Annotated in this window: 12 protein-coding genes; 5 read left to right on the top strand and 7 right to left on the bottom strand. The window is 44.2% G+C overall.

Going from position 1 to position 14,510, the window contains the following annotated elements:
• Positions 1-256: 256 nt before the first annotated feature.
• The 3 genes from HQR03_RS04685 to HQR03_RS04695 all read right to left on the bottom strand — a co-directional run bounded on the left by HQR03_RS04685 (position 257) and on the right by HQR03_RS04695 (position 5,559).
• On the bottom strand, positions 257-2,302 hold the full coding sequence (locus HQR03_RS04685) for a propionate--CoA ligase (protein ID WP_173239324.1): 2,046 nt from the start codon (positions 2,300-2,302) through the stop codon (positions 257-259).
• 245 nt (positions 2,303-2,547) lie between these two features.
• Entirely contained in the window at positions 2,548-4,218 is a 1,671-nt protein-coding gene (locus HQR03_RS04690) for a fatty acid--CoA ligase (protein ID WP_173239325.1), read from the bottom strand.
• A gap of 207 nt (positions 4,219-4,425) precedes the next feature.
• On the bottom strand, positions 4,426-5,559 hold the full coding sequence (locus HQR03_RS04695; RefSeq protein WP_217271540.1) for an MFS transporter: 1,134 nt from the start codon (positions 5,557-5,559) through the stop codon (positions 4,426-4,428).
• A gap of 792 nt (positions 5,560-6,351) precedes the next feature.
• Between HQR03_RS04695 and HQR03_RS04700 the strand changes: the two genes are divergently transcribed.
• From HQR03_RS04700 to HQR03_RS04715, 4 genes are all read left to right on the top strand, one after another.
• The gene (locus HQR03_RS04700) at positions 6,352-7,293 is read left to right on the top strand and encodes a dienelactone hydrolase family protein (protein WP_173239327.1); all 942 of its coding nucleotides are present in this window, start codon (positions 6,352-6,354) and stop codon (positions 7,291-7,293) included.
• A 119-nt stretch (positions 7,294-7,412) separates the two neighbouring features.
• Positions 7,413-8,159 (top strand): hypothetical protein, encoded by a 747-nt coding sequence (locus tag HQR03_RS04705; protein ID WP_025650660.1) that lies wholly within the window; start codon positions 7,413-7,415, stop codon positions 8,157-8,159.
• Between the two features lie 269 nt (positions 8,160-8,428).
• Entirely contained in the window at positions 8,429-9,175 is a 747-nt protein-coding gene (locus tag HQR03_RS04710; RefSeq protein WP_173239328.1) for a hypothetical protein, read from the top strand.
• Positions 9,176-9,237: 62 nt separating this feature from the next.
• The gene (locus HQR03_RS04715; protein ID WP_025650662.1) at positions 9,238-9,981 is read left to right on the top strand and encodes a hypothetical protein; all 744 of its coding nucleotides are present in this window, start codon (positions 9,238-9,240) and stop codon (positions 9,979-9,981) included.
• A gap of 125 nt (positions 9,982-10,106) precedes the next feature.
• On the opposite strand, the gene HQR03_RS04720 is transcribed toward HQR03_RS04715, so the two are convergent.
• From HQR03_RS04720 to HQR03_RS04735, 4 genes are all read right to left on the bottom strand, one after another.
• Positions 10,107-10,643, bottom strand: coding sequence for an Rrf2 family transcriptional regulator (locus HQR03_RS04720; protein ID WP_173239329.1), 537 nt, complete (start codon positions 10,641-10,643; stop codon positions 10,107-10,109).
• 85 nt (positions 10,644-10,728) lie between these two features.
• On the bottom strand, positions 10,729-11,970 hold the full coding sequence (locus HQR03_RS04725; RefSeq protein ID WP_025650664.1) for an NnrS family protein: 1,242 nt from the start codon (positions 11,968-11,970) through the stop codon (positions 10,729-10,731).
• Between the two features lie 192 nt (positions 11,971-12,162).
• On the bottom strand, positions 12,163-12,600 hold the full coding sequence (locus HQR03_RS04730; RefSeq protein WP_173239330.1) for a DUF3429 domain-containing protein: 438 nt from the start codon (positions 12,598-12,600) through the stop codon (positions 12,163-12,165).
• Between the two features lie 39 nt (positions 12,601-12,639).
• Complete coding sequence (locus HQR03_RS04735; RefSeq protein WP_173239331.1) at positions 12,640-13,986, bottom strand: DASH family cryptochrome; 1,347 nt, start codon at positions 13,984-13,986, stop codon at positions 12,640-12,642.
• A gap of 167 nt (positions 13,987-14,153) precedes the next feature.
• Here HQR03_RS04735 and HQR03_RS04740 point away from each other — a divergent pair, with 167 nt between their 5' ends.
• Entirely contained in the window at positions 14,154-14,384 is a 231-nt protein-coding gene (locus HQR03_RS04740; protein WP_025650667.1) for a hypothetical protein, read from the top strand.
• Positions 14,385-14,510: the final 126 nt, after the last annotated feature.

Here is a 14,510-nt window from a genome sequence, read left to right on the forward strand (position 1 = left end):
TTTGCAAGATTACCGTTTGACGGTATCTTCATATATATAAAGAGAATTAGAAACGATAAGTTTCTACGAATAAAGCTTTATTTTAAAGTGATTTATTTTGTATCATTATTGACTATAACAATAAATCAATTTTAGGGTCAAGTGTTTTATGTGTACTGCTTGTCTCTACATTTAGGCCAAAAAAAGCCCATGATAATTCATGAGCTTTTTTCGATATTAAAATCAGATGGTTTTTTTCAATTAATACTTCATCGTATTAGTAGTCTTTCATGGATTGTTTAATGGCATCAATCGCGGTTGGATTATCAAGCGTTGACATATCTCCCGTTTCATTACCTTCCGCTAAAGCACGAATAGCACGACGTAAAATTTTGCCCGAGCGCGTTTTTGGTAGCGCCTGCGGGAAATAAATCGCTGCGGGTCTGGCGATACCACCAAGAGATTTTACCACTGCCCCAATCACTTGCTGCTCAAGACGGAAGCGGTTTTCGGTCGTCGCTACTTGGTCATGATCTTTTAGCACACAAAAAGCAATGGGCAACTCGCCTTTTAACTGATCCTGAATACCCACGACCGCACACTCAGCCATCTCTGGATGCATGCTAATTGCCTCCTCAATCTCTTGGGTGCCGATACGATGACCCGCGACATTTATCACATCATCGGTACGACCGAGAATATAAAAATAACCTTCTTCATCCGTTACCGCATAGTCTGAGGTGGAATACTGTTGACCATCAAACAGACCGAAATAACTGCTGACAAAGCGCTCATCATTACGCCATACCGTAGTAAGACAACCGGGTGGTAATGGCGCTTTAATCGCTAGCAAACCCTTTTCACCAGCCGCGCAAGGCTCGCCGGTCTCTTCATTGATGACGTGGGCATCATAACCATACATGGGATAACCGGGCGAGCCTTGTTTGTGCGGTTTATGATTAAATTTGGGCGTATTGCTTAAAATCGGCCAGCCAGACTCTGTTTGCCAATAGTGATCTAAAATCGGTACCCCTAAATGCTTGGTCAGCCAATTGGCCGTTGACTCATCAAGTGGCTCGCCTGCTAAAAAGAATGACTTGAGGCTAGAGACATCATAGCGTGTCATCCACGTCTCATCTTGCTTTTTCAGCATACGCACACCCGTCGGTGCGGTAAATAGGATATTAACCTTGTTGGCTTCAACAATCCGCCACCAGATACCAGGGTTTGGACGATGCGGCAAGCCTTCATACATCACACTGGTCATGCCAGCGAGCAATGGCGCATAAATGGTATAAGAGTGCCCCACTGCCCAACCGATATCGGATATTGCCCAAAAGGTCTCGCCGGCTTTGCCATCGTAGATATAATCTATCGACGTTGTTAGCGCCACTGCATGACCGCCGGTATCACGCTGCACGCCTTTTGGTGTACCCGTAGTACCAGAAGTATAGAGCAAATACGATGGCGTATTGGATTCTAACCACACTGGCTCGACAATCGCATTGGCTTCACAACTGATACGGCGTTGGGTTGCATAATCGACATCGATAGCTTTTGGCTCATAAGGCAAGATACCTCGATTGACGACCAGCACATGCTCAGGCTTCACAGTGGCTTGTTCAACACCTTGATCGACGAGGTTTTTATAGTTGATAACCTTGCCACCGCGCAATCCTGAATCTACCGTAATGACCATTTTTGCCTCAGCATCGTCCATACGAATCGCTAGGTTGTGCGCGGCAAAGCCACCGAAGACTACAGAATGAACTGCGCCAATACGAGCACATGCTAGCATCGCATAAGCGGCCTCCAAAATCATTGGCATATAGATAATGACACGATCGCCCTTCTCGATACCATGACGCTGTAGCACATCGGCGAAGTAATTCACTTCTTTATACAAATCGTTATAAGTCAGGCGGCGCTTGGTATAGTCGGTATAAAACTCGACGTTATTGCCTAAATCGCTAAAGGCATCGACGACTGCTGGGAATGTTGCTACTAACTCTTGGTTAATCTCAGAGGATAGCCAAATAAAGGCATCTTGCTCTGCACGCTCTGCCAGATGGCGATCGACACAGTTATAGCAAAGGTTGGTCTCACCGCCGACGTACCATTTGGCAAAAGGCAAATTGCTGTCATCGAGGATTTGCTCAGGCTCTTTATGCCAGTAGATACGCTTGGCTTGCTCTGCCCAAAACTGCTCACGGTCGTTAATAGAATCGTGATAAATATCAGCAAAGCTTGGAGTCTGAGTGACTTGAGTTTGGCCATTTTGAGAAGGTTGGGTTGTGGCTTGGTTTTTGATTGGGTCGCTCATAATAGCTGTCCTTAGCGTAAACAAGATATGATGCAATATAATTGTAAATATAGCGGTGATAAATAATATCGTAATAAGGTACTGGTCATCCGTGCCAGAACTGAAAAACCGATACATTATGTATCGGTTTAAAATGTAGCAGAGCTAACAATAAAGGTCAACTATTAAGCGTCTAATCTGTTTGATTATCATCAGCATTCAAATACCTTAACAGCCTATAGCTTTAAAAAAGTGGACCGGTAACGTTATACCTCGGTCTGATCGGCATACATCTCACGCATGACTTTTTTGTCATGTTTGCCTACAGAAGTTTTGGGCAACTCATCAACGAACTTAAACTGACTGGGCACACCATATTTAGGAATGATACCGCGCTCTACCGCTTTCTCAGCGATGGCTTTGATGTCCTCCACCTTGGTATCTTGGCAATCAGGCTTGAGTACCACCAAGGCCAATGGACGCTCGCCCCACTGCTTATCGCGAACGCCAATAACTGACACATCAGCCACTGCTGGATGCAGGGATAAAATCGTCTCAATCTCAAGCGATGATATCCATTCGCCGCCTGACTTAATCACATCTTTTAGACGATCGGTGATTCTAATGTAGCCATCAGGACGGACATAGGCGATATCTTGAGTATGCATGTAGCCGTTTTCCCACAGCTCTTTGCCTGCATCGTCATTTTTCAGATAGCTCTGGGTCAACCACGGTGCGCGCAGTACCAGCTCACCTGTATTTTCTTCACCCGTACCCACCGATTGATTGTTTTCGCCCCATACCTGTGCATCGACCATGACCACTGGCTTACCAGTCATACAACGGCGAGAAATATCTTCTTCTTCCGTCATTTCTGGTTCGTTGAGGCTAAACTCTGTCAAGCTAATAAGCGGCGCCGTCTCTGACATACCATAGCCCGTATAGACTTCGATATCTTGCGCCAATGCAGACTTTGCTAAGCCTTCGGTCAATCTTGAACCACCGATGATCATTTTTAGACCGTTAAAGCTGGCCCCACGATCTTGCGCTTCTTTGAGTACCATTTGCAAAATCGTCGGCACACAATGGGTGATACTGACTTTTTCTTTAATGATTAAATCCAGCAAAGTATCAGGCGCATAGCGTCCCGGATAGACCTGCTTGAGACCGACCATCGTCGCGGTAAACGGGAAACCCCATGCATGCACATGGAACATCGGCGTCATCGGCATATAAACATCGCCGTTACTCACGCCTTGTTTGTTCGGCAACATACCTAGGGTGGCGGCTTCTGCCATACTATGTAGCACTAGCTGACGATGGCTAAAAAACACGCCCTTTGGGTCGCCTGTGGTGCCCGAAGTATAAAAAGTCGTCGCAATGGTGTTTTCATCAAAATCTTGGAAGTCAAAGGTGTCATCAGCGGCTTCGAGCAATGCCTCATACTCACCCGTTACGCGACTTTGGTTGTCACCAAAGACCCCTTCTACTGTCATGCCATTGTCATCTAGCCAGATGATATGCTCGATACTAGAGTTCTCAAACTGATAATCCTTCACCAGTGCGGCAAACTCAGAGTTCAGCATCAGCACTTTTGGTTTCGCATGATTAATGGTGTACAGCACTTTTTCTGGTGATAAGCGGATATTGACGGTCTGCAAAATATACTGCGACATCGGCACTGCAAAGTAGGATTCTAAATAGCGATGGCTGTCCCAATCCATGACGGCGACCACATCACCAGTAGCGAGATTCAAGTCGGCTAAAACGTTCGCTAAGCGATTGATACGATTAAACAGATCTTTATAAGTGAAGCGTTTTTTATCCGCATAAACGATTTCTTGATCTTGTGAGACGGTTTTGGCACGGTTTAACAATTGCTTGATCAGAAGTGGAAACTCATAAGCAGCTGGTGCGCTGTGGTAAATGTTTGACATAAATCCGACGTCCTTGTTGAGTATTTTTGATAATTTTAATGGCTATTAAAGGGTTTGAGGCAAACTAAAATTATTGTTTTAATAAAAGATATGTTCGATAAGCCTGATACTGATAGTAAGAAAAAACCGCTTATATGTAAAGGCTGCTTGCGTAAGTACTGAAACAGCAACAGTGATTTTCCTGCCCTTTTTTATTGGCTATATAGGTTAAGTAGTACGAGTTTTGGTTTTTATCATGCCAAAGCTAGCGACTAATAATGCCAATACTTGCACGAATAATAATAACCATACGGTAAGCGACCATTGACCGCGCGCATAGGCGATGCCGCACAGCCATGCCCCTAAGGTACCGCCTGTATAATAGGCCATATAGTATAAGCCAGAAGCCAGTGAGCGCCCTTTTTTCACATTGACCGCGATATAGCTGATGGTCGCAGCCTGCGTGACAAACACGCCCGAGGACATAATCGCCAGTCCTACGACAATACCCCAAAGTGGTGCCACAAGCGTCAATAATACTCCAAGCATTGAAACAACCACGGCCACCCGAACCGTACGTGCTGAACCAAATCGACGCAGTAAATTGGTTGATAACGGCGTAATGACTACCCCAATTAAATACACTGCAAAAATATTGGCCAGTGCGCCCGTACTAAGCTCATATGGCGTGCCTGCTAGGTGCAAATTGATAAAGGTAAAACAACCAACTAGGGAGAACAGAACGCAGGCACCAAGCAAGCAAGCAGTGACCACATAACGATTGGTCAGATGCTCGCCGAGCGTCTGTATCGCTGAGCGAAAGTTTGGATTGGCCTCAAAGTGACGCGACGAGGGCAGCATTTTACCAACCCAGAGCGCACCAATCAGCGTCATCGCTGCCATCACATAGTAGCCTGCGCGCCAGCCGATGAGCTCGTGTAAATGTCCAAGCAAAAACCGTCCCATAAAGCCACCAAAGACCGAGCCTGAGACATAAAAAGACATCAGCTCAGTGACTGCGCGTCCCTCAAACTCCTCTCCGATGTAGGCAATCGTCACCACAGTAATACCGGGTACGGATAAGCCTTGTATAAAGCGCCATATGCCCATCCAGCCGATGCTAGGGCTTTGTGCAATCAACGCGGTCGGTATCGCTAAAAACAATAAGGCCGCCACAATAAATGACTTGCGCCCCACGGCATCAGAGAGCATACCCAAAAACGGTGACATGATAGCAATCGCTAACACAGTTGCTCCAACGATCATGCCCGCTTGGACTTCAGTCGCCGCAAAATCTAGCATCAGGACAGGTAGCACCGCTTGAATAGAATACACTTGTAAAAAAGCAAACATGCCAATCAAGCCAAAGGTGAGTTTTAAAACCCATGACGTAGAACCATTTGGCGAAGTGGAAGGCTGTGGGGCGGTATATTGGGTCTGATCAGTAGAATGATTCACAAGGAGGCTGACTATATTGGTTATGCCATGACAGTGATAAATACCTGTTATTGACTTGGATGAAAGATGGTTGATACAGCTATAGTCAAAATATCCTAAAAACGCGACGGTATTGCTTGCTGATATCAATTTTTTGTAGCCTCTGTCTGCACAGGCACAGCAAGCAAGGAAAATGGATATCAGTAGTGCGTGATGGTTCGATATTACTTTTCACTGACTATAGATACTAAAAGCGTTATATGATAAATCTATAGGATAAAATGGTATTTTTAAATAGTAAATACTTCTTAAATACTAAACACCTCTTAAATGATAAATATTTATCCTAAAGACAAGCGAGTTATGTTACCACATCAGACCTCATACTCAGTTTTAGATGTGTTATTGGCGCTACATTAGCCTTGTTATTTGACCAAAAAATACTGCCATTTTTCTTTATATCATAGCGCCGCCATTTATAGAAATACCTTTGCTTAAAATTAGCCGCGCTACTTAACATTAGCCACGCTTTACCTTCAAATTGGCATTGTAGCCTAGTCGCATTCGATACCGTGCAGGCGGTTTATGGCTTTGACAATTAAAAGATTAATGTCTACTATTATTTTGCCTTATCAGGTATAGCGTCAAAAATAGAATAAAAAACCAATAGCTAAGCCAATCAAAATTATACAACCCTCACATACAAGAATGTTTATCATGATAAAAAATGCTGGGCTTGCAAAAGCTATTATTGTCACGGGCGCGTTGTTTTTTTCTATGCCGACTTTGGCTGAACTCAGCCTATCTGAGACTAAAATTCATACAGTAAACGAAGCATTACCATCAGTATCAGCAGTACCAGCGATGCCATCAGACTGTATTGCAGATAGCGCAATCACGGCAGATTCTCTGTCAGATACTCGTGATAATGGTCCCTTCTCTGTCCGCACCAAACGCGTTTCGCGACAGTCAGCAAAGGGTTTCGGTGGTGGTACGATTCACTACCCGACCAATGCTAGCGGCTGCGGTCTGTTAGGCGCTATCGCTGTGGTTCCGGGTTATGTGTCTTACGAGGCTGCTATTAAATGGTGGGGGCCGCGTCTGGCATCTTGGGGCTTCGTCGTTATCACTATCAATACCCACTCTATCTATGACGATCCAGATAGCAGAGCGGCTCAATTGAACGCCGCGCTCGACCACATGATCGCTGATGACACCGTCGGCAGCATGATAGATCCTACGCGGTTGGGTGCTATTGGCTGGTCGATGGGCGGCGGCGGTGCGCTTAGACTGGCAACGGAGCGCAGCACAGTACGAGCCATCATGCCACTAGCACCCTACCATAACAAAAGCTATGGCGCGGTAAAAACGCCAACCTTAGTCATTACCTGCGAGCATGATCGGATTGCGCCTAACAATAAATATAGCAACGCTTTCTATAAAAATGCCACCGGCCCCAAAATGATAGTTGAAGTAAACAATGGTAGCCACTTTTGTCCAAGTTACCGCTTTAACGAGATATTGCTGAGTAAGCCTGGCATCGCGTGGATGCAGCGCCATATTAATAATGACACACGCTTCGATAAGTTTTTATGTGCCAACGAAAACTATAGCAAAAACCCGCGCATTTCTGCTTACAATTATAAAGACTGTCCGTAAAGCGGTGTATAGGAATGGTGACATTTGCTTTAAGTCTCCCTTTATTTGCGTATATTAGGTCTAAGAACATTCGAATTTAGCTATCGAATTCAGCTATGATTTAAAGAGGATTATCTACAATGGAAGACCAGATACATGATTTGGGTGCAGGTTTTTGGAACATTCGCGGCTCGTTCGTGAGACAAGGCATGATCGATATAGGCAATCAATCAGCCTTAGTAAAGTTACACTCTGGAAAGTTTGTGCTGCTAGACAGCTATACGCTCACGGGTGACGTCCGCGCGCAAGTGATGGCGCTGACCAACAATGGGCAGGACATAGAAGCCGTACTCAACGTACATCCTTTTCATACGGTGCACTGTGCGCGAGTGGCAAAAGACTTTCCACATGCTCTATTTTACGGGAGTGCACGTCATCATAAAGAAGTGCCAGAAGTAACCTGGAGTGAGGATTACGTTGAAAGTGCAGCGGTCGCCGAGCGTTATCCTGAGCTTGAATTTTCACTACCGCAAGGCATTCATTATATTGCCCCTGATGATACGGTACATGCAAGCTCGCTCTTGGTATTCCATCCTGCCAGCCAAAGCTTATATGTCGACGATACCATCGAGACGCCACCGTCAAAACGCTTCAATGCGGTACAAGCGGGTATAAACTTACATGCCACGACGATAAAAGCACTAAGAGATGAACCAGATGCGGGCAAAAATTATTGCGATTGGGCCATCAATTTGGCACATGACTGGCGCGATGTGCGTCACTTTTGCGGCGCGCACTCAGGTTTAGTAGTGTTTGAAGAAGGTGAATTTGAAGCAGCATTATTGTCTACTATCCACAGCGCCCGTTCTGAGCTTGAGAAGGCTTAAATGAGTTAACTTGAATGGTCTAAACAATCACAAGAAATAGCACAAATAATAAAATAATAAGCGTAAATTATAAGCATTAAAACCCATCAGCAGTGAAAAAAGCCAAGCGAATGCGCGTTTATTAATGACAATTTCTCTTGAATTCACTGCGCTGATGGAATATCGCCACACATAACATCTTTTTTATAACAGACTTTAAGCGTGTCCTAGTCCTAAGTCATTATCCATGGCGAGACTGTTTATCATTGATCAATTAAGGAGAAATAATTATGACAGACAAAATTATAGATTTAGGCTCAGGATTCTGGAACATACGCGGAACTTTTCGTATAGGCGGCGTCTTAAATATCGGTACCCAATGCTCACTGATCAAGCTGGCATCGGGACGCTTTATATTTTTGGACAGCTATGCATTGGCCGGTGATATTCGTGCCAAGGTTATGGCTTTGACCAATGACGGTCAAGATGTCGAAGCGGTGCTTAATTTGCACCCCTTTCACACGATTCACTGCGCACAGATGGCAAAGGATTTCCCGCAAGCCACTATGTATGGCAGTAGCCGCCATCATAAAAAAATACCTGAGGTCCAATGGTCAGATGACTTGGTGGAGAGCGAAGCGGTGGCACAGCGCTATCCTGAACTAGAGTTTTCTTTATCCCAAGGTGTGCATTATATCTCGCCTAACGAGATGATTCACGCAGGCTCATTATTGGTATTTCATTCTGCCAGCAAAAGCTTACACGTCGATGATACTTTTATGAATCCACCATCAAAGTTACTGCGCGCGGTGCTACCCGAGATAATGTTGCACCCAACGACCAAAAAAGCGCTAAAAAACGAGCCTGATGCTGGTAAACAGTATTGCGACTGGGCAACGAGCTTGGCTCATGAGTGGCGTGATGTGCGTCACTTTTGCGCAGCGCACTCAGAGTTAACAACCTTTGCAGAAGGTGAATTTGAAAAGGCGTTAGTCAAGGCAGTAAGCAAAGCGCGTCCTAAGCTTGAGCAGGCGTAACGCCGTAGAACGGTTATGATTAGTACCGTTATGATAAATAAAAATGAAAAGGAATAATAACTATGTCAGACGAGATTCATGATTTGGGCTCAGGCTTTTGGAACATACGCGGCTCGTTTAAAATAGGCGGTGTCGTTAATATAGGCGCGCAATGCTCTTTGGTACGCTTACAGTCAGGAAAGTTTGTATTCTTGGACAGCTATACGTTGACCGATGAGGTTCGTGCTCAGGTCATGGCATTGACCAATGACGGTCAAGATGTCGAGGCGGTGCTCAATGTCCACCCCTTCCATACGGTACACTGTGCGCAAATGGCCAAGGACTTTCCAAAGGCTATATTTTACGGTAGTAGCCGTCATGCCGAACAAGTGCCAGAGGTAGCATGGGCAGATGATTTGGTTGAAAGCGAAGCAGTAGCTCAGCGCTATCCTGAGCTGGCTTTCTCTTTACCCAAGGGCATTTATTATATTGCGCCTGATGAAAAGATTCATGCTGGTTCGCTATTGGTTTATCATCCTGACAGCCGCAGCTTGCACGTCGATGATACCTTTGTGACGCCACCTTTAAAGCTACTAGATGCCGTGTTGCCTGACGTACTACTGCAACCTGATACCGAAAAAGCCCTGAAGAATGAAACTAATGCTGGCAAACAGTATTGCGACTGGGCAACAAGCTTGGCTCATGATTGGGATGTCCGTCATTTTTGCGCGGCACATACCCATATGATCGAGTTTGAAGCAGGCGAATTCACCGCCGCATTGTTAAAAACCATTGATAAAGCGCGTCCTAAACTAGAAAGCGCTTAAAGCTTATCAGTATCTAAAATTTTCAATGCAAAAAGGCCGCTATTATCAGCGGCTTTTTTATGAATTTATTATTATAGGGTCTATTTCCAAAACCTTGAACAGAATGATTTTGATGGTAAAGCAATTTAAGACAATAATGCGGCCAACTCCGCTTCATTATTCATCACATCAGCCAATGTATAGCGCTCAAGCACCGCAATAAAGGCAGTCAGCGCTTCAAAAAACACCCCTTTTAATTGACAAACTGGACTAATCACACAGCCTACCTTAACTGGACTAATCACACAGCCTACCTTAGAGGTAGGTGCGGACTCATCTATTAGCGTAATGGGTAATCCTTTTGCATGCGCTTGGCGCTCGCCATTGGGCAAATGCGTCGCAAAACATTCTACTAACGCAAAATCTGGTTCGATCTGCTTAATCAATACGCCCAAGTTGATGTCTTTTGGCGCGCATGCCAGCCGGATACCACCGTTTTTGCCACGCACGCTATCGATATAGCCAAGCTGACCGAGCTGATGAATAATCTTTGTTAAATGACTTTTTGAGATATTATAGCTGTTGGCGATATCACTGATGTTGGCCAGTGAATGCTGATCTGGTTTCACCGCTAAATAAATCAATGAGCGCAGCGCGTAGTCACTATAATTGGTTAGTCGCATTGATTCGCGCTCCTGTCTAGTTTGAGATTATTAAAAGTTAATGCTTTCATATTATACGTTTTCGAAATTTTTGCTCTAATGCATATTATCCAAACAAGCCGTCTGGTCTTGGTCGTGCTAGCATCGGTAAATAACTGATGCAGAACAGTACAAAGCAAGCAATCCACGCGCTTTGTGCCACCATAATCCATAACAAATAATGATTCATATCAACCAGCGGTAATAACACTCGGCTGACAAATACCAGTATCATCAGAATGTATACGACATTCACGCTCTTTGGTGGCTGATGAATACTGCGGCCCGTGTGTCCAAGCGATACCCGCGTCATCATCGCCACCGTCATCATCCCAACCCCTGCAATGGCCAATCCGTGCAGCGCAATACTATGCGCGTAGCCCAGCCAAGGCTGCAAAGCGTAGAGCAGGAAACTCAGACACATTCCCAAAAAGGCAATATATAATGACCACAGCAGTGGCTTTTGCCAAATACCGCGATTATACCATCCCAACAAACGAATGATATTGACCACGGCTACGCCAAGTGCCGTGATCGTCAGCAAATACTTATTAGGATAAAACAAATCGGCCAAAAAGAAAGCGAAGAAAAAAGCCAAGCTGGCAATATCCTGAATTTTACTATTTCGTAGCGTTATAGTGCCAGTGCCAGCCCCACTTAATCCGCGCTCAATAAAGAAAGGGACTACTCGCCGCCCAATAGTTAGCACTAAGCCAATGATTAAGTAAAAGCCCAAGTAGATACCTACTCTGGTCGTACTCATGTCTGCGCTTATAATACCCCAGTAGCACAGACCGTTACCCAGTGTTAGTAGCGCCAGCTTGGCCAAAATTCCCATTTGTTTGTATTGTTTGACTTGTAGCACTGCGCGAAATATAACGAAAGCCATCGAGCCGACAAACAACAAATCAAATAATGCCGCTGCATATAATAACCATGCACTACTTCCTGCAATGGTGACGCCAAGCCCAAAAGCCAACCATCCTAAACGCGCCAGCAACCAACAAGCAAAGATTGCCAGTAGCGAATAACCATGCGGCATCATCACTCCTGTCCATGTCTTTACTGCCGTCAGTAAAAAACCCGCCACCACAGCGAGTGCATAACCATAAATCATCTCGTGACCGTGCCAGTACAGCGGGTTTAAAACCTGAGCATCGATGTCGGTATGTCCGGTAAACACAAACGACCACAACACCATCATGATAATCGCAAATACTGCCGCAGCACTAAAAAATAGGCGAAAGCTGAGGTTAAGAATAGGATGTGGAGAGTATGGTGCTTTACTCGGTAGCTTGATAGAGTGCATAGCAGTCTTCTTAGAATTGATTTAAATCGCTTACTTAAAAGTTCATATTAAATGAATGTTATAAATTATACAATATGCGCAATGCACTTGATAGCTTATAAAATGATGAATGCATACAACAAAGGCGACTAGAGTGATAGCCTTTTTTAATGTCTATTTGATAAAGTAATACAGATGCTAAGCAAGTAGTCCTTAGATTTGTATAGCGGCTACAAACAAAGAAAAAACCACGATTAGGGTCACGTACTTTCTAACTTTAAAATACTTATTATCAATAATATCAGCGCGACGTAAACCATAATCAATGAGCAGCAGACAAATGAAGCCAATTATAAGCAACCAGATAAAACCCGTCGTTGATAGGCTTAGAAAGCCAAGCCATAGCAGCAGCGCAATAATATTGCTGAGCACAGGTAGCTTGACAGCCCACGGATGGTTATCAGCCAACCCCAGATGATTGCCCCAATGCGCGCCTGCCATAAATGAGGCAATGACTAACCCATAGACTGAAAGAATCTGCGTGGTTGCGCCCAGTACCCGTATAGCGTCAATGCCCATAGTGATAAAGATGGCGCAGGCAACGAACGGAATGACGCCGGCAAACGTTAAATAAGGACTGGGTTTTTTCATAAGTCATACTTATATGTTATTTGAGCTGATAAGAAATATTTAAGACAACCATTTATCCATAAACACGCCTGCTGGATCATGCTGCTGCATTTGTTTTTTTAGATTGAACTGACGACATCCTCTAGGGTCAGCGCCGACTCCAGCTAGATACTGCCAATTGCCCCAATTACTGCAGACGTCATAATCAATCAACTGCTGCTCAAAATAAGTCGCACCGTAGCGCCAATCAAGTCCCAATTCGTGAATAAAGGCGCTTGCAACCAGTTGTCGACCGCGATTTGACATATATCCTGTGCTATTCAACTGCTTCATACAGGCATTGATAATAGGATATCTCGTTTCGCCATTTTGCCACGCCTCCAAGCGCTGTTGATTATGACGATTGGCTGGTGCTTGATGACTGATACCTTTGAATAAAAATAATTCCTTGTCATGAGTGACGCCATACCAGTAAAAATACTCGCGCCATAACAACTCAAACCATATCCAGTACGTCGAGTCATTAGCGATCACTTCCTGCTCGTACTGACGCAAACGGTTTAATAAGACTTTGACCGATAGTGAACCGTTAGCCAGCCACGGCGAGAACTTTGTTGAGTCAGTCCAAGTATCGAGCGCATTACGAGTGGTCTTATAGCGACTTGGCGCATCCGACTTGAAATAATTATTTAGATGTACAAGTGCCTGCCCTTCTCCGCCTTTGAAGTTTGGCTCTAACTGTACAGATTTATCAAATGTTTTGGATTCAAAAATATAATGGCTACTATCTAGCGTTTTAGGCATAGGTGGTAACTTAGTAGGGGTTTGACAAATGGCAAGATCGTCTTGAGCGCTCAATAGATTATGCTCATACTCTACTTTTTTACGAAACTGAGTAAAGCTTTTGGGTAGCTCTTGAGTTGGCATTGAGGCAAAAAGCGTTGCGGTCGATTGATAGTGCCAAATGATTTGTGGATACTTATTTCGTAGCGCTTTATAAGCCAAATTCTGAGCGTAGTCGGCGGTGTTACTAACGCAGATATCACTAACATTTTGTGATTCAATAAGCTGACACAGATGGGTAAACGCATCTTCGTCTGCTTTTTTATCTTGATTTAAGTGCAACAACCTATTGCCTAAACGCTGTATCGATGACTCCAAATCTGCCAAACTTTCCATTAAGAATTGCTGGCGCGCCAATCCCCTCTCATCAAAGTGATAAGCTTGCCCCCAGTTTGGCGTTTGACTATCGGTCAACTCCGACGCATAAACCATTATTAAAGACCCACTATCAGCCAACGCTGCAGCGTGACTCAAAGTCGCATTGTCATGCACGCGCAGATCATTATGAAACAGCATTAATACTGTTTTTTCACCTGACTCATTAGCTACTAACTGATTGCTCATGCTTATCCTTTAGAATTTAAAAGCCCCTACGCTATGACTATAATATTTTAAAAAAAGCGATACAGTATAGGACGTGTTAAATACCTGCCTTTTTGCAGCTACTGTAATCGCTAGCATTGACTCTACTTGAGTGGGCTGATTAAATGGTGGACACTTAGGAGAATACTATGACTGAAGAAAATGCACCTGCTGAAAAGCGTAAAATCGTTAATAAGTTTTTGATGACGCTGACCAAAGAACAGCCGCAAATGTATTATGCAACGACATCTGAGATCTCCCGTAGCATCCATACGATGATAAAAGAACATACCAATCGCCTATCAGTAGAAGAGCAAGCGCTCGTTAGAAAGATAACTATTGAAGAGATTGAAGCTTTGCTAGGTTTTCATTCTCGATAGCCTGTTTTTAGATAAAGCGATTCACAATGACAGCTGACACTCACAAAAAAAAGACCGCTATAAAAGCGGTCTTTTTCATTATTAACAATTCTAACTCGACTAGAACATACTATTAAAACAGCTAGT

The sequence above is a fragment of the Psychrobacter okhotskensis genome (genome assembly GCF_013248965.1).
GTDB classification, from domain to species: Bacteria; Pseudomonadota; Gammaproteobacteria; order Pseudomonadales; family Moraxellaceae; genus Psychrobacter; species Psychrobacter okhotskensis.

Coding starts and splice junctions, on each gene's coding strand:
- HQR03_RS04720 (WP_173239329.1), bottom strand. CDS start 10,643: ATGCGACTAACCAATTATAGTGACTACGCGCTGCGCTCATTGATTTAT.
- HQR03_RS04715 (WP_025650662.1), top strand. CDS start 9,238: ATGTCAGACGAGATTCATGATTTGGGCTCAGGCTTTTGGAACATACGC.
- HQR03_RS04730 (WP_173239330.1), bottom strand. CDS start 12,600: ATGAAAAAACCCAGTCCTTATTTAACGTTTGCCGGCGTCATTCCGTTC.
- HQR03_RS04740 (WP_025650667.1), top strand. CDS start 14,154: ATGACTGAAGAAAATGCACCTGCTGAAAAGCGTAAAATCGTTAATAAG.
- HQR03_RS04735 (WP_173239331.1), bottom strand. CDS start 13,986: ATGAGCAATCAGTTAGTAGCTAATGAGTCAGGTGAAAAAACAGTATTA.
- HQR03_RS04725 (WP_025650664.1), bottom strand. CDS start 11,970: ATGCACTCTATCAAGCTACCGAGTAAAGCACCATACTCTCCACATCCT.
- HQR03_RS04710 (WP_173239328.1), top strand. CDS start 8,429: ATGACAGACAAAATTATAGATTTAGGCTCAGGATTCTGGAACATACGC.
- HQR03_RS04685 (WP_173239324.1), bottom strand. CDS start 2,302: ATGAGCGACCCAATCAAAAACCAAGCCACAACCCAACCTTCTCAAAAT.
- HQR03_RS04700 (WP_173239327.1), top strand. CDS start 6,352: ATGATAAAAAATGCTGGGCTTGCAAAAGCTATTATTGTCACGGGCGCG.
- HQR03_RS04705 (WP_025650660.1), top strand. CDS start 7,413: ATGGAAGACCAGATACATGATTTGGGTGCAGGTTTTTGGAACATTCGC.
- HQR03_RS04690 (WP_173239325.1), bottom strand. CDS start 4,218: ATGTCAAACATTTACCACAGCGCACCAGCTGCTTATGAGTTTCCACTT.